This window comes from Methanohalophilus halophilus (genome assembly GCF_001889405.1).
Lineage (GTDB): Archaea > Halobacteriota > Methanosarcinia > Methanosarcinales > Methanosarcinaceae > Methanohalophilus > Methanohalophilus halophilus.
In genome coordinates, this window is the sequence record NZ_CP017921.1 from 344,330 (window position 1) to 362,514 (window position 18,185).

An 18,185-nucleotide genomic window follows, 5' to 3' on the forward strand; every position below is an offset into this window, starting at 1 on the left:
CCTGAATGGAATTTATGTAATGAAATAATTGCAAATCAAATTCCTAAAATGACATTGACATAATATTGTAAGCCAGATATAAACAATTTTGCAGGATAATCGCTGTGAAAACATGCAAAATAATTCAAATTCCTAGGACTTCTGGATTGACAGAGGAGGTACCTTCACTGATATAGTGGCCCTAAAACCGGACGGGAAACTCCAGACACACAAACTCCTATCCGACAATCCCGAACAATACGAAGATGCTGCCATAGAAGGGATCCGACAGGTCCTGAATCTCGGAAAAGATGAATCCCTTCCTGCAGAAAAAATTACATCTATCCGTATGGGGACCACTGTAGGAACGAATGCACTGCTTGAGCGCAGGGGAGAGCCTACAGTACTTGTAATAACGGAAGGATTCCGGGACATCCTGAAAATCGGATACCAGAACCGCCCCTGTATATTTGCACTTGATATCAAAAAACCCGAAGTACTCTATGAGGAAGTTATTGAAGCCAGACAAAGATACAGCTCTGACGGAACAATAGTAACTCCTCTGGACTGTGAGGATATCAAAGAAAAACTTATGGAATATTACAATAAGGGTTACCGCTCTGTCGCAGTTGCTCTTATGCATTCGTTTCGCTATCCTGCTCACGAAGAGCAAATAGAAAAGATTGCACATAATGTAGGATATACCAATATATCCCTCTCCCATCGCACAAGCCCTTTAAGCAAACTGGTTGCCCGGGCAGAAACAACAGTTGTGGATGCATACCTGTCCCCTGTGCTGGAAAATTATGTTAATCTGGTCCGCAACAAACTCAATGACCAGAAAAACTCTACTGATCTTTTCTTCATGCAATCCAGCGGCGGACTTGTAAATGGAGACAGTTTTCGGGGCAAAGACAGTATTCTTTCGGGTCCTGCCGGCGGCATTGTAGGATCGGCAGAAGTCTGCAGGATGGCAGGGTTTGACCGGGTAATCAGTTTTGATATGGGGGGAACATCCACCGATGTAGCCCATTACAGGGGAGAAATGGAACGAACCCTCGAATCAACTATCTCAGGAACACATCTGCACACTCCCATGCTGAACATACATACTGTTGCTGCAGGCGGCGGATCAATCCTGCACTTTGAAGATGGCAGGTTCCAGGCAGGACCCGATTCTGCGGGCGCCGACCCCGGACCCGCCTCCTACAGGAAAGGAGGTCCACTTACAGTTACTGACTGTAACGTAATGCTGGGCAAGATAAACCCACAGAATTTTCCCCGGATTTTCGGTGAAAATGCGGATTTACCCCTTGACAGGGAAATTGTTGTGGAAAAATTCAGTGAACTTGCAGAAGAAATAAAGCTGCAAACCGGTAAAAGCATGAATCCGGAGGAAGTCGCCGAAGGTTTCCTGAAGGTGGCAGTGGAAAATATGGCTAATGCCATCAAGCATATTTCGGTGAAACGGGGGTATCACCTGGAAGATTATATCCTATGTTGTTTCGGAGGTGCGGGAGCACAACATGCAGGCCTTGTAGCTGATTCTCTGGGAATTGGAAAAATACTGATCCATCCTTTTGCAGGAGTACTGTCAGCGTACGGAATGGGACTTGCAGACAGACGGGTAATCGAGGAGAAGGCCCTGGAGACGTACCTTGAGGAAGGAGTTGAAAAGGAACTGGCAGGTATCACAAAAAACCTTTCTGAAAAAGGAATGGAACGCATGCTTGCAACAGGTGACAGGAATATTGAAATCGAAACCTTGGAAAGGGTACGCCTGAAATACGAAAGTACTGAAACCACTTTTGATTTGCCATGTGGCCCAATAGACGAAATGACAAAAATGTTTCACACCCTGCACATCGAACGTTTTGGTTTCGTAAGTGAAAATAGAAAACTGGTAGTGGATTCTGCCTATGTGGAAATTATTGGCAAGAACCAGACACCTGTAGAAACCACCCATTTATTAACAGATAAAAACCCGAAGCCTGCATCTTCAAAGGAAGTTTACATGGAAGGGAGATGGCACAGGATACCTTTGTTCACAAGAGATGTCCTCAAACCCGGCAATCGGATTACAGGGCCTGCCCTAATCATGGAAAATACAACTACCATTGTACTGGAAAGTAAATGGCAGGCTTCCATAACAGAACACAATCATTTGCTGCTGGAAAAAAAGGTGACGAAGTCCAGACCGGATATTGGTACTGAAGTCGATCCCATCATGCTTGAGATATTCAATAATCGTTTCATGTCAGTAGCCGAACAAATGGGATACAGATTACGCAATGCAGCCCATTCGGTGAATATAAAAGAGAGATTGGATTTCTCCTGTGCAATCTTTGATAGCAGCGGTAATCTTGTTGCAAATGCACCCCACATCCCGGTACACCTGGGATCAATGGAAGACGCAGTAAAAGAGGTAATCTGCAACCATGAAAATGATTTCAGCGAAGGTGACACCTACATTCTCAATTCCCCCTATCATGGAGGGACCCATCTCCCTGATATAACTGCAGTATCCCCGCTTATTAGCAATGGAAAACCACAATTTTATGTAGCATCCAGAGGCCACCATGCGGATATCGGCGGGATAACTCCGGGTTCCATGCCACCATTAAGCAAGAGGATCGAGGAAGAAGGAGTCCTTATTGAAGAATTCAAACTTACAGAGCAAGGAAAATTCCGGGAACAAAAATTGCTTGAACTTTTCAACCAGGCAACATATCCCCCCCGAGACCCCGACCAGAACATCGCAGATCTCAAAGCACAGATTGCTGCCAACCATAAAGGAATAGAAGAACTCCGCAAACTTGTTGATACATATTCCCTGAAAACCATTACTGCATACATGCAACACGTACAGGATAATGCCGAAATGGCGGTGGAAAGAGTAATTGATGTTTTAGAAAATGGAGACTTTGAGTACAGACTGGATGATGACAGTAAAATTGCAGTAAGGGTAAGAATTGACAGGGAGAACACAAAAGCAATCATCGATTTTACACACACTTCACCCCAAACGGAAAGCAATTTCAATGCACCCTCAGCAGTATGCAAAGCTGCGGTACTTTATGTATTCAGGACACTTGTGCAGGATGACATTCCGCTCAACTCTGGCTGTCTCAGGCCAATTACGATAATTATTCCCGAAAATTCGATGCTTAATCCTTCATATCCTGCAGCTGTTGTGGCAGGGAATGTCGAAACTTCCCAATATATTGTGGATTGCCTCTACGGAGCCCTCGGTACACTTGCACCTTCCCAGGGAACAATGAATAATTTCACATTCGGCAATGACAGATTCCAGTATTATGAGACAATCTGTGGGGGGGCAGGAGCAGGCAATGGTTTTGATGGAGAAGATGCAGTTCAGACACACATGACTAATTCCCTGATTACAGACCCCGAAATCATGGAATTACGCTTTCCTGTGAGAATAGAGGAATTCAGTATTAGGAGTGGTAGCGGAGGAAAGGGACAATTCCAGGGAGGCAACGGTGTACTCAGAAAGGTACGTTTTCTCAAAAAAATGAATGCAGCAATTCTTTCAAGCCACAGGAAATATCCACCAAAGGGAATGGCAGGCGGAAAAAATGCAAGCACCGGGGAAAACACCTTAAAAAGGAAAAGTGGGGAAACTATTGAACTTTCAGCAGCTGATGAAATAGAAGTGGAAGAAGGAGATGTATTCATAATTAAAACTCCCGGAGGAGGAGGCTATGGAAACAGGGAATGAAAAAAACTGGCCCCTTCCAGTACCGGTACATATACCTGCTGATGGTGAACGGGGTTGTTTCTGGGAAGACAGAAAAGACCGCCACCACTGTGGCATTGACCTTTATGCAAAAAAAGGAACCCCGGTTTTTGCCATAGAGGAAGGGGAAGTTGTAGAAATTGAAATCATGACTTCCCCTTCAATGATAAAGTACTGGAATGAAACCTACCATCTAATAGTTAGGGGGAATTCCGGAACATATTACAAATACGGGGAAATGGCCATGACCATTCCGCAGAAAGGTACATGGATCAAAAAACATGACCAGATTGGAGAAGTCGGGCTGGTACTCAACCCTGCGATTATAGATAGCACATCACCCCGATATATCCAGGCACTAAAAGAAAAAAATCCTGCCATGTTGCATCTTGAAATATGGGAAGAATACCCTGTTACAGATCATAAATTGTATCTGGGAGGAAATTGGTTCGGGTCCAAAAAACCACCGGGCCTCTTGAACCCCCTGCATTATTTGCATAAATAAAAATCAATTGATAAGATATTAATATTATTGAATTTCATGATAAAGGCATGCCAGAGGAAGACGAAACCTGCCAGGTAAATATAAAGGGAGTTTACCTCATGAAAATGGAAGAGGGAATAGCACCAACTGTCATCCTGGAAGGTGCGGCCGGAAAAATAATGCCGATTTATATAGGGCATCTGGAAGCCCTGTCCATAAATAATGCATTAAACAGTGAGACAACACCACGCCCAATGACCCATGACCTTTTGATGTCCATCCTCTCAAGAATGGAAGGCAAAGTTGAAAGCGTATTCATTGATGAAAAGGCAGAAGGAGTATTTTACGCCCGTCTGACTTTGAGCAAAAACGGTGTTAAAATGGAATTCGATGCAAGACCCAGTGATTGCATCGCCCTTGCCCTGCGAGCAGATGTTCCAATCAATATTAAGGATGAAATTCTGGAAAACGATGTCATAAGTCCCGAAGAACTGGACGGCGCGAAATCATTCGAATCCCTGTTGTAATCGCCTCAAAAGTAAGAAGCAAGTGTTGTCTGAGACGATACTTCCTGTAACCCGGCAACCCTAACTCCAATTCGGCGAATGGTCGATTTGTTTTCCCCAAGGAAGTTTGTTAGCAATTTATCCAGATTTGTCCTCAGAATTTCTTTTCCAGCAACCGCTCTCTGGAGCGTATGGTTACGAGTTTGGGTTTTGAAATCAGATGTGATCACGATCAGTGTAACCTGACGAAAAGAAACGCCTCTTTCGATTGTCTTTCTGATCACATCATCGGCAAGGTTATCCAGAACAGGCATTATCAAATCGTGATCCGATGAATTTTCCGGCAAAGTGGCTATCCTGCCAATCTGTTCAGTACCTTCCCGTTGCCTGACAGGAGAATCATCAATTCCCTGTGCAGCCTTTTTGAGCCATGAGCCTTTCTTTTTACCAAAAGCATCTATAAGAGACACAATATCCGAAGAAGCAAGTTGCCCCACTGTATTTATATCCATCTGTTCAAGGCTGCCGGCTGTGACATCCCCCACACCCCAGAGCTGGGAAGGGGACCGGTCCTTCAGGAATGAACTGATATCATTTTTCGAAATTACCGTAAGCCCATCGGGTTTATTTTCTGAGGAGGCCATTTTGGCAATGAGTTTGTTGGGCCCAATCCCCACAGAACATGTTAGCTGTTCTTTTTCGAGAATCGTTTGCTTAATATCTTCACCCATTTTCCGGGCACATTCAAAGTCACCGTTACAATTTTCTGTAACTTCGATGAATGCCTCGTCTATACTGATCTGCTCAAAGGATTCATCACTATCCGCATGCGAGCGCAGTATTTCCATGATACTGTCAGAAACTTCAGTGTAAAATTCTTTCCTTACGGGAAGAAAAACCGCATCCGGATTCAGTTTAATGGCCCTGGAACAAGGAATTCCGGATTTGATACCATATTTGCGGGCTGTATAATTGGAAGTGCTTACCGAGCCTCCGTGCTCCCCTCTCCCCGAATACATGCAGACCACTACAGGCCTGCCTCTAAGGGAAGGGTCTTCACGCTCCTCGACAGCAGCATAAAAATAGTCCATGTCCACATGGACAACAATACGTAACATAATAAAAAGAGAGGTTTTTTAGATTTGTATAGTTTGTGGAAAAAGATTCACATTCTTTTTGTTACAGATAGCAAAATAAAATGAACTATAAAGAGATATCAAACCAAACTCGATGGACATAGGTGATTTACAACACATTTCTCACAGGCGGGCTTGCGGGCAAAACATACATTCCTGCCATGTAATATCAGGGTCAGGGAAAAATCATCCCATTCATTCCTGTCAGCAAGCTCCATCAGATCTTTTTCAATTTTGACAGGATCTTTATTTTCAGTAAAACCCAGCCTTGTAGCAAGACGTTTGACATGGGTGTCCACCGCAATTCCCGCTTTTACACCAAAACCCCTTGCAAGCACTATATTAGCAGTTTTGCGAGCCACGCCGGGAAGTCTTAACAGATCTTCCATCGTAGAAGGAACTTCACCATCAAACTCCTCGATGATAACTTTGGCACTCTGTTGGAGATGTTTGGCCTTGTTGCGATAGAACCCGGTAGAATAGATATCCTTTTCCAGTTCACTGATGTCCGCATCCGCATAATCAAAGACCGAACGGTATTTCTTGAACAACTCATGTGTCACTTTATTGATCTGCACATCCGTACTCTGGGCAGATAGGATAGTGGCTACAAGTAATTCCAGCGGGGTTTTGAAATGAAGAGCAGGCTGTGGATCAGGATACTCCTTTTTAAGAATTTCCCATATTTGAGGGAAATTAGAAAGATTACTTGGTGTCATAGAAAAAGAGAATAAGATTCAGGCTTATTCAAGCCCGAAATCTTCAATGTTTTTATCTGCAAGTGCCTGGATCAGTTTGAGCTGTTCCTCTCCGCCTTCCATTTTGAAAAGATGTTTAAACCTTTTCTGCATCTTAAGATAATCCTCTACAGGTTTTTTCTGTTTGCCTATCTTGCGCACCTTTGTAACTTCACCATTCTCCATTTCATACAGCGGCCACAGGCCGGTCTGTACTGCCAGTTTTGCAACTTCCACAGTTTTGGAAGTGTCAAAACCCCATCCTGTGGTACAGGGAGCATGGGCATGAATGTAGGTTGGGCCTTCAATCTCGGTTGCTTTCTTGATCTTCTTGATCATATCCTTGGGATAACCCAGGGAAGTTGTAGCAATGTATGGAGAACCATGAGCTGCCATTATTGCAGGCATGTTCTTTTTAGGCAGGGGGTTCCCATAGGAAACCTTTCCGGCAGGGCTTGTTGTGGTAGACGCATCAAAGGGTGTAGCACCACTTCTCTGCACTCCGGTATTCATGTATGCCTCGTTATCCATACATACATAGGTTATATCGTGGCCCCTCTCAAAAGCACCGGAAATGGATCTCATCCCTATATCAAGAGTAGCACCATCTCCTGCCAGTGCGATTACCTTGGTGTCGCCTTTCTTACCCATTGCTTTAAGGGCAGCCTCCACACCGGAAGCCACAGCACCTGCATTCTCGAAAAGGGAATGTATCCAGGGAACCTCCCAGGAAGTTTCAGGGTAAGGTGTACTCATAACTTCCAGACAGCCGGTAGGAGATATAACGATACAGTCTTCCCCTGCGGCCATAAGGGTGAACTTGGCCACCATTGCATCACAGCAACCTGCGCAACCCCGGTGTCCTGATGTAAACAATGATTTCACAACAAATCCTCCTTCAGATCAGCATATTTGCTCTCAGTATTGATACCCGAAGAGATAATGCCTTTGGCTTCCTCCACGATATCCTCAATGGTTTTTACAGGTATGTCACGACCACCGTGTCCGATCATACGGCCCACTATCGGGACATCAATCTTAGTATTATACAGGCTTGCCTTGGTTTCTGTAAACAGGGCTCCTTCATTGAGTCCTAATGAGATATTCTTGTCAAGTGCGACAACGACTCTGGCACCCTTGATAGCATTCCTTATTGCTTCTGCCGGGAATGGCCTGAAAGTCCTTACTTTAAGCAAACCGACCTTGATTCCCTTTGCACGGAGTTTATCCACGACATCCCTGATGGTTCCCACAAGTGAACCCATCGCCATGAGTATGATGTCAGCATCTTCTGTTTCGTATTCATCTATCAGGCCACCGTAGTACCTGCCGAATATCTCATAGAACTCATTGGCAGCTTCTTCTATCTTGGGCAGGGCATTATCCATTGCCTGTTGCTGCAGATATCTGAATTCAGTATAGGCAGTAGGGTCTGCAAAAGCACCGAATGTCAGCGGGTTTTTGGGATCAAGGGTATATTCCGGTTCATAGGGTGGCAGATATTCATCCACAAGGTCCTGTTCCAGCAAGACCAGGGGCTCGTAGACGTGAGACAGGATGAAGCCGTCCATACAGGTCATTGCAGGCATCATTACATCCTTATCTTCTGCTACCTTGTAAGCCTGGGCGGTCATATCAGAACTTTCCTGTAGATCTTCGGCATACATCTGGATCCAGCCGGTATCACGCTGGGAAATTGAATCCTGATGATCATTCCAGATGTTGATAGGGGCACTGACCGCACGGTTTGCTATGGTCATTACAACTGGCAGGCGCATCCCTGACATGTTGAAAAGAACTTCGTGCATCAGTTCCAGACCCTGGGAGGTTGTGGCCGAATAACACCTCGCACCTGCTGCAGCGGATCCCACAAGGGCCGAAAGGGCGGAAAACTCGGATTCCACTGTTATATATTCACAGTTGGAAATCTCACCATCGGCCATAAACTGGGAAAGGTCTTCAACAATATGGGTCTGTGGTGTGATAGGATATGCGGAAATAACATTTGGCCTGCATATTTTCACCGCATGTGCAACGGCATATGAACCCTCTGCCACACTCATTTTATCCTTATCAAGGGTACGTATAACAGTCATTTATTTTTCCTCCAATACCATATCGATGGCTTCTGTGGGACATTCATTGGCACAGATTCCGCAACCTTTGCAGTAATCATAGTCAAATTCAAAGAATCCGTCATCCCTGGGAAACACCGCCATGTCAGGACAGAGCAGTTCACATAATTTGCACTTAATACATTTGTCATAATCAAAGACTGGTCTGAAGGTTCTCCAGCCACCGGTCTTGTTTACCCTCGTGGTACCGGGTTCACAGACTCCTCCAAGTGATATGCTCATTATTTTTCCTCCGCCATCAAATCATAGGCTTTCTGTACAGCCTCTGCGTTTTTCTCTCCGATCTTACCTGAGAAACGCTCCTTTACGGCATTGACAATTGAACTGGCCCTGACCTCTCCGGTAGCACCGGCAAAGGCTCCTAAAAGAACAGTATTTACAATCGGCCTGCCAATGATATCAAGAGCGATTTTTGTTGCATTCACGGTCATTATACGGGCATTTGTGTCAAGATCAAAATCTTCCGGAGCAAAATCAGAATTAATAATTATAATACCATCGTCCTTTGCCCCACTTGCAACATCCACTACCTCAAGAAGCGTGGGATCCTGAACGATTATGTAATCTGGTTCATAAATCTGGCTCCTGAGCCTGATTGGGGCATCACTGATCCTTGTGAAAGCCTGAACCGGTGCTCCACGTCTTTCGACACCAAAGGCCGGGAATGCCTGACTGAACTGGCCATCCTCAAAAGCGGCTCCTGCTAGCAGTTCGGCTGCTGTAACCGAACCCTGTCCGCCTCGACCATGTACTCTTATTTCTTTCATCTGTATTCTCCGTAACAAACGTAATGGACATATAATTGTAGATAGCGGATACAAACCCGCATGCATCAACAATTACCGGTTGGATGGTAATTGGAATAAATGCAATGTTTAATTGTGTAGAATAGCTAATTCCTATTTAGTTTTTCGGTGATAACAAATGACAGAAATTTATTTTAAAAATCCCAAAAGAACAATTAGGTCTCCCTGCATAGCATTTCCATCCTGGATATAATGCCCTCACTACTCTTTACGTTCTGGATGGATTTGCGAAAAGCCCTGGAACCTGCAAGACCCCTGGTAAACCATGCAGAATGTGCTGCCAGGTTTACTTTTTTGTCCAATCCATAGGTTTCCAGTAGTTTCAGATATTCCTCCAGACTGCTTTTTCGCTGATCACAACCGGCAGGAGGAAACTCCGTGCCGCTTTCAAGGGATGCCGCTATCCTTGAGAAGATATCAGGATTCCCCATGGCTGCCCTCCCTATCATAAGACCGTCACATCCTGTATATTCAAGTACCCGGGCAGCAAAAGCACCGTCCCGGATATCCCCGTTTGCAATAACAGGAATTGATAACTTTTCTTTAATCCTGCGAGCGTACAAATGATTCGCCACCCCCGAATATTGTTGCATGGCAGTCCTTCCATGGACTGTTACGGCTGAGACACCGGCATTTTCAAGCCTTGATGCGAGCTCTACAGTCTGTGATACATCCCTGAATACTCGTATCTTTACAGTAACCGGCACAGTTACTGATTCCACTACACACTGTATAATATTTTCCAGCACATCAGGGTTTTCCATAAGCATTGAACCTGCACCCGTTTTTCGGATCCTGGGGGACGGGCAACCCGCATTGATATCAATAATTGAGGGAGATGTTTCACTTTCAATTAGGCAGGCAGCTTTTGCCATAGAAACCGGGGAACTGCCAAATATCTGGACACCAAATATACCCTCGTCCGGACAACTTAACGCCATCTGATGTGATTTTGCATTGTCATGCAGTATCGCCTCGGAATTTATCATCTCGGTAAAAGCAAAAGATGCACCCCTGCGCCTGCAAATTACCCGATAGGCAAGATTGGTCACCTCTGCCATTGGAGCAAGCAGAAGGTTTCCTCCAAGCCTTATCTTTCCGATTTGCATGATATGTTCTATGGGATAACGATATATAAATAATAACATATCATAGGGCAGGAAAGGAGAAGCAACTCATGAAAATAATAGCCTTTGTAGGAATGCCCGCCTCCGGGAAATCCGAAGCCTCAAAAGTAATTCGTAATATGGGACTTAACGTAATCAATATGGGAGATGTGATCCGGGAAGAGGTCAAGCACCGCCAGCTCGATCCAACAGACAGCAACACGGGAATGGTAGCCAATGACCTGAGGGATAAAGAAGGCATGGATGCCGTTGCCAGGAGATGTATCCCGAAAATCAAACAGAAAGATAACGATGTTGTTGTGATAGATGGCGTCCGCGGGATTGCAGAGGTGGAAACTTTCAAGAAAGAATTTGGAAATGAATTTTCATTAATAGCTATAAGCAGCCCTCTTGAAAACCGGTTTAAACGTGTGTGTAAAAGATGCAGAAGCGATGATATGCAAAAAATCGAAGATTTGAAACTAAGGGACGAAAGGGAAATGAAATGGGGAATGGGACAGGCAATGGAAAATGCCGATGTAACCATTGACAACACCGCCAGTCTCAAGGAATTCAGACAACACGTAAAAGACACGGTGGAAAGGATAAATGGCCAGTGTTAAGTTATGGGCTCCTGTAAATCCAACAGAGGATGCCTCAAAGGTCTGTGGGGCACTTACAAGAATTAGTGGTCTTACACCCCGTTTAGATGATAATGTCGCAGTTATAGATTGCGACCATCGTGACCTGCAAATATTCCACCGCCTGCTGCGGGATGAAGAAATTCTCGATACCGCAAGATCCGTTCTCGAAAAAGGAACACAAAGCCCGGAAGAAAAAATAAGTTTCATGCTCAATAAACAGGTTGCTTTTGTGGGACGCATCAGTTTTCCTGCAGGAGAAGAAGAGCTCGGGTCGATCCATGTGGAAATTAAATGCAATGAAGGGGAACTGGAAGATATAATTAACTGGTTAGCACCTCCCACAGAAGAAGGAAAACCTGTTTATGAAAAGGAAATGCCTCCATTAAGAGAAGGTGAATAAGTTGCCACCGGCAATCGGGTTTTCTGCAAGGGCAAGCGGGGAAATGCCTCTAGAATGGGCTTATGAACTGGAAGAGATGGGATTTTCAGCAATCGAACTTGTGCAGGAAGGAAAGCAGAAAATTACTGCTGAAAACATTGACAGGGTACAACAGATAAAGGATACAACAAACCTGACCTTCACAATACACATGCCATTTTCTGACATAAACCTTGCAACCCTCAATCCCGGTATACATAAAGAAATTATAAGGCAGATGGGACATTGCCTGCACATGGCATCAGGTCTTGCTGAAATCGCAGTAATCCATCCTGGTTATCTCTCCCCTGAAGGAGCATTATATCCCGAAAAAGCCTGGGATAATACGATAGGATCCCTGAAAGAGATAAGCACGATTGCAGTGGAAGAAGGAATTATGCTCGCACTGGAGAATATGCCAGCTATGCCCCACATATTCGGAAAATATCCTGCTGAAATACTGGAAATTATAGAAAAGGTTGATTCGGATAATATAGGCATGACACTGGATATCGGCCATGCCAATACAATGGGCCTGCTTGATGAGTTTCTGGATTCCTGCAGAGAAGTAATGGTCCATTCCCACATACATGACAACCATGAAAAACGAGATGAACACCTCCCTCTTGGCAAGGGTTGTATAGATTGGAAAAAAGTATTTGACAGGGTTGACGGTTATGAAGGGTTGTTCATTACAGAAATGAAAAATCTGGAAAATGGTACAGAATGTATGGAATATTTAAAATCAAATCTTATTCTTTAACTCTTCCATGCCTTGTATCCACATCATCCATCCTGTCCAGTAATTTACGTATTGCAGTCCGAATAGCATCCGACTGGCTCACGAATTTCCTATCTTCCCCTACGTGACAATTAAGATCATCCAGCAATTGCTGGGGGATATCCACACTAACCTTGGGCATAAATCTCACTCTCCTGTGAATTTTATATAAGATAATAACTGATAATACATATAAACGACTCGTTGAAAACGGGCCTAAGAAAATAAATCGGCATCCTTTCAATTATTCTTATAAAAATAAGGGGGATTTTCTATTTCAACAACAGGATATAACATATTTTTGGGGTTTTACAAAATAATAAGCTCTATATTTAAACCTATAGAAAAAAAGCCAGACACAAAGGACTCCGATATTGAGTGGGATGTATCACACAAGAGGCTCAAACCCGGGGAAAACATCACAATAAAGGGCAATACTAAGCCTGACACCCGCATAAACATGATCGTGAGGTTCAATTTGGCAGTTGAGGTACATGATGGCAGGTACAGTCATGATTTCCGGAAAGTGCAAATTCCAGAAGGGCCTAATGAATTTAAAGTCCAAACAAGGCCTGTAAAGAACATGACATTTACCGTTAAAATGTTGATGCCTTTCCGACAACACAGGGATGCTGAAGAGTCAGTTGCCACATATATAGACACAAATGTGCCTTCTGGCACCTTCAATATAAACATAAGCGGGGATGCTCAGGAAAATACAGAAACGGTCCAGATGGATGTAAAAGCCTCACAGGTCATTCGAGCCGATCCTGAAGGTAATATTAGTTATACTTATGATACAACCCCATTTAATCCAGGAATTGTTGAGATAGAAATCGGCAACGATAAAAAAGAAGTAGAACTTATAAGGGAAGATTGAAACTTCCCTTATAAATTATTGCTTTGACATTAGTTTTATGAAATCAGTTGATTCCATAACAGGAACACTGTCTATTTCGCAGATATCAGACCATGGAAGGTTGAAAGCCGCATAGGCTTCTGCATCATCACATTCGTAGAGGATGAAATAACGTCCTCCTGTAAGGTCAACCCACTGTTTTATTATATTGATACCTGTAGGTGGTTTTAGTTCCTTAAAGTGTTCAATTACCTTGTCACTGAGAGTAGGTTCCCATGTACTAACATCCATATATAACATATTTTCAAATCCTCCATTTATACCAGGGAATGAGATAGATGGTTTAATATCACCCCACGGAACCCCATTCCTTATCAATAAATATTAAGAAAGTAGTATATAGGTTTTGTTGTTTAGCCTATTTTTATCCAGAATCGAAGAAAGAAAAATATTGAATATGATTTGAAAAATTGTAAAGAATAACAAAATAGGCGGGCCGGAAGGGATTTGAACCCTCGGCCTATGGATTAAGAGTCCATCGCTCTGCCTGACTAAGCTACCGGCCCATTTGTGCGGCCCTTCATAGGTATTACCTGAATATATACGTTTCGGCAAAAAGATAAAACAAAAACAGTACATAGCACTATTAGGAACTAATTTATCGCTAAAAGAAATGGGGAGTAATTGTGGGAGAAATGGACAAATCAAAACAATATCCTACGGATATGTATTCCACCCTGGTCAAAAAAAGTAATGACGGGATAATAATAATTCAGGACGAGGCCATAATATTTGCAAATCCTAAGTTCAGAGAGATTATCGGATATACACCCGCAGAACTTAAGGGAATGAATTTCAAAAACATCTTTCCTCCTGAAAACATCAATATGATCAGCGAACGATATCATCGCAGGCTCAAAAAAGACCCCGACATCCCTGAAAGATATGAAACAGAAATGCTCAGCAAACAAGGAGTAAGGGTTCCTGTAGAGATCAGTGCATCTTACATAGATTACGACAACAGGCCAGCTGACATGGCAATAATCAGAGATATAACAGAGAGGAGGGATGCAGAAAAAAGATTCGAACAATATACCAACACTCTTGAAAAAAATTATCATGTCAAAGAGCTATTCGGTGATATCGTAAGTCACGATCTGAAAAATCCTGCAGGAATAATTAAGGGTTACTCACAGTTGCTGGTAGATAGGGAAGAGGATACAGAAAAAAAGAAGATGGCCATTACTATCAACAGGAACATAGACAGAATACTGGAACTTATTGAAAATGCATCTGTTTTCGTAAAACTTGATACCCTCACAGACATCAAATTCGAAAAAGCAGACCTTGCCATGATGTTGAAAAAGGTCGCAAACGAATATGCAGAAGAAATTCAAGAAAAAGAGATTGACCTGAAAATAAATGTCAGCGGCGAATATCCTGCAAACATCCACAAATCAATCCAGGAAGCATTTTCCAACCTGCTTTCAAATGCAATAAAATACGGGCCTGAAAAAAGTCACATTACCATAGATATAATTAAAGACAATGATATGTGGAAAATACTTTTCATCGATGAGGGTGAGGGAGTACCCGATGATAAAAAAGAACTCATATTCGAGAGGTTCGAAAGAGCAGGATCATCTGTCAGTATAAAAGGGACCGGACTTGGACTTGCAATTGTAAAAAAGATAATGGAGCTACATGGCGGCCAGACAGGTGTTGAAGACAGGGAAGATAGAAAGGGAAGTATTTTCTGGGCCACTATCCCCCGTGCCTGATCAGGCGTGTTTTACCACACATTTATGCAGACCGGTTACCTCCACAATATCACTGTTATCCGGACTCTGAATTATCATCTGCCCCTTGCGAAGATAAGGAATCCTTTTTTCAAATTCCAGTGGAACATTTAATGCATTTATGGCATTGTCGTTTGAGAGATTGAGAATAATCCGGCTATTTATCTGCTTGAGCACCGTGTCATCGATATCCTGTGGGTCCTGGGTAATCAGGAAAAGTCCAAGTGTTTCTTTGCGCCCCTGCCTGGCTGCATCTGCGAATCTGGAAACGATACGTCTTGAATGGGCCGACATCGCACCGGAAAGATACCTGTGTGCTTCATCCAGAGCCAGTAATACAGGGGTTTTCTTAACAGAATCGTTGCCTGATGTGCTGAGTTTATTATCCACTACAATTGTCATCAAGGTGAGAGTAATGAGATCCCTGATACGGCTATTGTTTATATATTCAGTCGGGAAAACACTAACCCTGCCCGGCTTGAAAACTTCATCAAGTATTTCGGTTATCGGTTTTGCCGGCTGGTCAAATACCCTGCTGAAAGAGCGGTTTTTGACCTTACGCACAATAGCATCATAGGAGGATTCATGGATTTTCCCACTATCAACATAAACAGAACGTGTGCCTTCATCCGCAATGAAGCCTGTAAATCCCTGATAGGTATGATTTGCAGGAGTCTTGAAATAATCCTCAATCAACAGCTCAAGGCCTATATACTGGTTTTCAGTCAATTCAGCTGCTGATATCAACCAGGAATTATTCCTTACAAGTTCGAAAGGAATTGTAAATTCCATTTGTTGTGCACGGGATTTGCCCGGATAAGACTGACCGTCCACACTTGCCAGGAATGTTCTTGTATCCTGATGGCCCCCATGCAAGACGTCCTCTTCTGCAAAGGTTACTTCATCGGAATATCCTATATCCGCATTATCCTCAAACAACTGGGAATATTCATCCTGTGGATCCATTATCACAAGACACGGGTTTTTCTTTCTGCCCTGTTCACCCCTTACAAGATACTGGTTATCCGATGCCAGGAATTGGCGCAGAATATTCTTTGTAAGAAAAGTTTTGCCCGTACCGGTACTTCCGCACACCAGCATATGACGGAACATTAGCGGATCCCCCATTGAATAATCATTGCGCAGATAGTAGGCAACTGTTGGAGGTGAAGCATGTGTCCTGACAAGTTCACCCCCCACACTCAAATGTCCCAGAAAAATACCTTCGGTAGGAATGTTGAGACCTGTCTGGATCTTGAGTTTTTCAGAAACCGGTAGTATCGGAGTATTGGGACGGGGAAGCCTGTCGGCCATGCGACGCATTAGTCCTGTCTTTGCAGGAGACAGGATACATAGAGGGTCAAGATATGCAAGGAATTTGTAATCTATCTCATTGGTATTATTGGCCTTTAACATCCTCCTGGAATGCAACTCTGTCGCATCATCCACTTCAAATTCCTGAAGGTACTGCAGCTTCCAGACCCTTGCAAACAGATCTTCATCTCCGTAGGGAACCAGTACATATGTACCAAGCCTGACATTCGGCCTGTGAGAAGAAGTAATATAACCAGTAAGTCGTGCACCAGCTTCAGTTATTTCCAGGGGGTCAATACCTGTTGTAATTGTACCCAGCGCATCATCAAAGGATGATTCATCCGGATTATCCACCTTATCAGGAACATATTCCTCAAAATCTTCAACCGGTTCTTTCGAGGATACACTGTCCCCCTTATCACCTGTGGCATAAGCAAGTATATCGTCATCATTATCCATCTGTATCACTCCAGCGTATATCGTTGTATTTCGTATCAACCCTGAGTTTATTGAATTGTCCAAGAACCTGTTTCCTTTCTTTTTTGCGTATCTTTGCTATTGAATCCACCTTGGAGAGTGTCGGTGGAATACCGCCTACTGAAATATCATATAATACTTTGCGGGTGATCAGGTGCCTCATATCATCATCTTTTGTCAAGCCATAAGGAGATTCTACTTTAAAAAGAACATTCATAGCAGGAACATAGATTACAAAAAATGTCAATGCATAATCCTCTGCATCATACTTGTGGGAAAGAGAACTATCCATCAAAGGACTCGTGGTCTGGAGCATATTCTCATAGAACTGGTTGGGTTGCATGAACCAGTTTGTATACGTAATACAATTACGTGAATCTTCAGCAGAAGGATGGAGGACGTTTTTGAAAAATTGGGCATCTACCAGCCAGGGTATATCCAGCTCCATTTCCTGCTTTTTAAGCGTTTGTACGATCTGCATATCTTCAGGATTTTTCACAAATCCTACCAGTGGGAGACTATTATCCATTGCATGATCCATGATGTCAATATAATTTTGCAAGATTTTCAATGCTGTAGGGTCATATCTTATTCTGACTTCTTCAGAAGGCACAACCATCCAGTACATTAACTGTTTAGGATATATGGGACCATCCATTATGAAAAAATCCCTCTTTGTGAAAATATCTTTCATCCAGAGAATATGTTCGGACTCGGAAAGGTAAAGAGCAATATTGTGAACAAGGCGTTTTTCCCTGGTCTCCAGCAGACCTGCCTCAATTTTTACCAGGCGACTTCTGCCATTGCCCCTATCAAATAATTTCCAGTCCTGTGAGGTGTTGATAGTAACATTTGCAGAAGAGGAATAAGTAGCAGCAACAATTGTTCTTTTTGAATGGATATCAAGATCGCTTGGCGAGGAAGCCATTGCACAATGACAGAAATCCAGTGCAAGTCCCGAATCAAAGAGAAAAGTGTTGGTACTTCCACTATCAGAAGAAAGAGTTCTTTCAACAGGGTCTTTTGATTGTGACATTCGGGCCATATCTACCTTTCCCCTGTATAACCTCCCGATGGATTTCAAAACAATTCTGGAGCCGTATTTTAGTTCTTTCAAAAAATCAAGAAGATCAGTGGCATCGTTATCTTCATCTTCTTGCTCTACATCCATTTCAATACCGGATGCGATTTCTTGTATGGCTTTTATGTGAATCGGTTCAAGTGACATTTAATACTAAATGAGG

The 18,185-nt window shown here is 43.2% G+C and carries 19 protein-coding genes and 1 tRNA gene; 8 read left to right on the forward strand and 12 right to left on the reverse strand.

Going from position 1 to position 18,185, the window contains the following annotated elements:
* The first annotated feature begins 145 nt into the window (after window positions 1-145).
* The 3 genes from BHR79_RS01740 to BHR79_RS01750 are packed head-to-tail and all read left to right on the forward strand — an operon-like array spanning window position 146 to window position 4,750.
* The gene (locus BHR79_RS01740) at window positions 146-3,721 is read left to right on the forward strand and encodes a hydantoinase B/oxoprolinase family protein (RefSeq protein ID WP_169818166.1); all 3,576 of its coding nucleotides are present in this window, start codon (window positions 146-148) and stop codon (window positions 3,719-3,721) included.
* Window positions 3,705-4,244 carry a M23 family metallopeptidase gene (locus tag BHR79_RS01745; protein ID WP_072560621.1) on the forward strand — a complete coding sequence of 180 codons (540 nt, stop codon included), beginning with the start codon at window positions 3,705-3,707 and terminating at the stop codon, window positions 4,242-4,244. The genes BHR79_RS01740 and BHR79_RS01745 overlap by 17 nt, the downstream gene beginning before the upstream one ends.
* Before the next feature lie 47 nt (window positions 4,245-4,291).
* The gene (locus tag BHR79_RS01750; RefSeq protein ID WP_072560623.1) at window positions 4,292-4,750 is read left to right on the forward strand and encodes a bifunctional nuclease family protein; all 459 of its coding nucleotides are present in this window, start codon (window positions 4,292-4,294) and stop codon (window positions 4,748-4,750) included.
* Window positions 4,751-4,755: 5 nt separating this feature from the next.
* Here the strand turns inward: BHR79_RS01750 and dinB are convergent, their stop codons facing one another.
* The 7 genes from dinB to dusB form a co-directional block, all read right to left on the reverse strand.
* Complete coding sequence (gene dinB / locus BHR79_RS01755) at window positions 4,756-5,847, reverse strand: DNA polymerase IV (protein ID WP_072560625.1); 1,092 nt, start codon at window positions 5,845-5,847, stop codon at window positions 4,756-4,758.
* 98 nt (window positions 5,848-5,945) lie between these two features.
* Entirely contained in the window at window positions 5,946-6,584 is a 639-nt protein-coding gene (gene nth, locus BHR79_RS01760; RefSeq protein ID WP_072560627.1) for an endonuclease III, read from the reverse strand.
* A gap of 24 nt (window positions 6,585-6,608) precedes the next feature.
* Window positions 6,609-7,487, reverse strand: coding sequence for a pyruvate synthase subunit PorB (porB, locus tag BHR79_RS01765; protein WP_072560629.1), 879 nt, complete (start codon window positions 7,485-7,487; stop codon window positions 6,609-6,611).
* The gene (gene porA / locus BHR79_RS01770; protein WP_072560630.1) at window positions 7,484-8,698 is read right to left on the reverse strand and encodes a pyruvate synthase subunit PorA; all 1,215 of its coding nucleotides are present in this window, start codon (window positions 8,696-8,698) and stop codon (window positions 7,484-7,486) included. Before porA ends, porB begins: the two co-directional genes overlap by 4 nt.
* Entirely contained in the window at window positions 8,699-8,959 is a 261-nt protein-coding gene (gene porD / locus BHR79_RS01775; protein WP_072560632.1) for a pyruvate synthase subunit PorD, read from the reverse strand.
* The gene (locus BHR79_RS01780; protein WP_072560634.1) at window positions 8,959-9,504 is read right to left on the reverse strand and encodes a pyruvate ferredoxin oxidoreductase subunit gamma; all 546 of its coding nucleotides are present in this window, start codon (window positions 9,502-9,504) and stop codon (window positions 8,959-8,961) included. The genes porD and BHR79_RS01780 overlap by 1 nt, the downstream gene beginning before the upstream one ends.
* Before the next feature lie 194 nt (window positions 9,505-9,698).
* Window positions 9,699-10,652: a tRNA dihydrouridine synthase DusB gene (dusB, locus tag BHR79_RS01785; RefSeq protein WP_072560636.1), complete on the reverse strand. Its 954-nt coding sequence runs from the start codon at window positions 10,650-10,652 to the stop codon at window positions 9,699-9,701.
* 68 nt (window positions 10,653-10,720) lie between these two features.
* Between dusB and BHR79_RS01790 the strand changes: the two genes are divergently transcribed.
* From BHR79_RS01790 to BHR79_RS01800, 3 genes are read left to right on the forward strand one after another with little or no spacing between them, the layout of a single operon-like run.
* Window positions 10,721-11,272: a dephospho-CoA kinase gene (locus BHR79_RS01790; protein ID WP_072560638.1), complete on the forward strand. Its 552-nt coding sequence runs from the start codon at window positions 10,721-10,723 to the stop codon at window positions 11,270-11,272.
* Window positions 11,259-11,693 carry an RNA-binding domain-containing protein gene (locus tag BHR79_RS01795; protein WP_072560640.1) on the forward strand — a complete coding sequence of 145 codons (435 nt, stop codon included), beginning with the start codon at window positions 11,259-11,261 and terminating at the stop codon, window positions 11,691-11,693. The genes BHR79_RS01790 and BHR79_RS01795 overlap by 14 nt, the downstream gene beginning before the upstream one ends.
* Window positions 11,686-12,474, forward strand: a complete 789-nt coding sequence (locus tag BHR79_RS01800) for a sugar phosphate isomerase/epimerase family protein (RefSeq protein WP_322787695.1) — start codon at window positions 11,686-11,688, stop codon at window positions 12,472-12,474. Before BHR79_RS01795 ends, BHR79_RS01800 begins: the two co-directional genes overlap by 8 nt.
* Here BHR79_RS01800 and BHR79_RS01805 read toward each other — a convergent pair.
* Window positions 12,464-12,634: a ribbon-helix-helix domain-containing protein gene (locus tag BHR79_RS01805; protein WP_072359607.1), complete on the reverse strand. Its 171-nt coding sequence runs from the start codon at window positions 12,632-12,634 to the stop codon at window positions 12,464-12,466. The genes BHR79_RS01800 and BHR79_RS01805 overlap by 11 nt on opposite strands.
* A gap of 336 nt (window positions 12,635-12,970) precedes the next feature.
* Between BHR79_RS01805 and BHR79_RS01810 the strand changes: the two genes are divergently transcribed.
* The gene (locus BHR79_RS01810; protein ID WP_143743530.1) at window positions 12,971-13,372 is read left to right on the forward strand and encodes a hypothetical protein; all 402 of its coding nucleotides are present in this window, start codon (window positions 12,971-12,973) and stop codon (window positions 13,370-13,372) included.
* Between the two features lie 15 nt (window positions 13,373-13,387).
* Here the strand turns inward: BHR79_RS01810 and BHR79_RS01815 are convergent, their stop codons facing one another.
* Together BHR79_RS01815 and BHR79_RS01820 are read right to left on the reverse strand one after the other, a co-directional pair.
* Window positions 13,388-13,651, reverse strand: a complete 264-nt coding sequence (locus tag BHR79_RS01815; protein WP_072560644.1) for a DUF3303 domain-containing protein — start codon at window positions 13,649-13,651, stop codon at window positions 13,388-13,390.
* Between the two features lie 192 nt (window positions 13,652-13,843).
* Window positions 13,844-13,917: transfer RNA gene (locus tag BHR79_RS01820), tRNA-Lys, on the reverse strand.
* Window positions 13,918-14,046: 129 nt separating this feature from the next.
* Here BHR79_RS01820 and BHR79_RS01825 point away from each other — a divergent pair.
* Window positions 14,047-15,132 carry a PAS domain-containing sensor histidine kinase gene (locus BHR79_RS01825; RefSeq protein ID WP_234970391.1) on the forward strand — a complete coding sequence of 362 codons (1,086 nt, stop codon included), beginning with the start codon at window positions 14,047-14,049 and terminating at the stop codon, window positions 15,130-15,132.
* On the opposite strand, the gene BHR79_RS01830 is transcribed toward BHR79_RS01825, so the two are convergent.
* A complete protein-coding gene (locus tag BHR79_RS01830; RefSeq protein ID WP_072560647.1) occupies window positions 15,133-16,923 on the reverse strand; it encodes an ATP-binding protein in 1,791 nt (596 codons plus the stop codon).
* Window positions 16,916-18,169, reverse strand: a complete 1,254-nt coding sequence (locus tag BHR79_RS01835; RefSeq protein WP_072560649.1) for a DNA double-strand break repair nuclease NurA — start codon at window positions 18,167-18,169, stop codon at window positions 16,916-16,918. The genes BHR79_RS01830 and BHR79_RS01835 overlap by 8 nt, the downstream gene beginning before the upstream one ends.
* Window positions 18,170-18,185 lie beyond the last annotated feature (16 nt).

What these genes read in the sequence shown, in the direction of transcription:
- nth (WP_072560627.1), bottom strand. Translation starts at nt 6,584, where the DNA reads ATGACACCAAGTAATCTTTCTAATTTCCCTCAAATATGGGAAATTCTT.
- BHR79_RS01790 (WP_072560638.1), top strand. Translation starts at nt 10,721, where the DNA reads ATGAAAATAATAGCCTTTGTAGGAATGCCCGCCTCCGGGAAATCCGAA.
- BHR79_RS01795 (WP_072560640.1), top strand. Translation starts at nt 11,259, where the DNA reads ATGGCCAGTGTTAAGTTATGGGCTCCTGTAAATCCAACAGAGGATGCC.
- dusB (WP_072560636.1), bottom strand. Translation starts at nt 10,652, where the DNA reads ATGCAAATCGGAAAGATAAGGCTTGGAGGAAACCTTCTGCTTGCTCCA.
- BHR79_RS01825 (WP_234970391.1), top strand. Translation starts at nt 14,047, where the DNA reads ATGGACAAATCAAAACAATATCCTACGGATATGTATTCCACCCTGGTC.
- BHR79_RS01835 (WP_072560649.1), bottom strand. Translation starts at nt 18,169, where the DNA reads ATGTCACTTGAACCGATTCACATAAAAGCCATACAAGAAATCGCATCC.
- porD (WP_072560632.1), bottom strand. Translation starts at nt 8,959, where the DNA reads ATGAGCATATCACTTGGAGGAGTCTGTGAACCCGGTACCACGAGGGTA.
- BHR79_RS01750 (WP_072560623.1), top strand. Translation starts at nt 4,292, where the DNA reads ATGCCAGAGGAAGACGAAACCTGCCAGGTAAATATAAAGGGAGTTTAC.
- BHR79_RS01805 (WP_072359607.1), bottom strand. Translation starts at nt 12,634, where the DNA reads ATGCCCAAGGTTAGTGTGGATATCCCCCAGCAATTGCTGGATGATCTT.
- porA (WP_072560630.1), bottom strand. Translation starts at nt 8,698, where the DNA reads ATGACTGTTATACGTACCCTTGATAAGGATAAAATGAGTGTGGCAGAG.
- BHR79_RS01815 (WP_072560644.1), bottom strand. Translation starts at nt 13,651, where the DNA reads ATGTTATATATGGATGTTAGTACATGGGAACCTACTCTCAGTGACAAG.
- dinB (WP_072560625.1), bottom strand. Translation starts at nt 5,847, where the DNA reads ATGTTACGTATTGTTGTCCATGTGGACATGGACTATTTTTATGCTGCT.
- BHR79_RS01745 (WP_072560621.1), top strand. Translation starts at nt 3,705, where the DNA reads ATGGAAACAGGGAATGAAAAAAACTGGCCCCTTCCAGTACCGGTACAT.
- BHR79_RS01780 (WP_072560634.1), bottom strand. Translation starts at nt 9,504, where the DNA reads ATGAAAGAAATAAGAGTACATGGTCGAGGCGGACAGGGTTCGGTTACA.
- BHR79_RS01830 (WP_072560647.1), bottom strand. Translation starts at nt 16,923, where the DNA reads ATGGATAATGATGACGATATACTTGCTTATGCCACAGGTGATAAGGGG.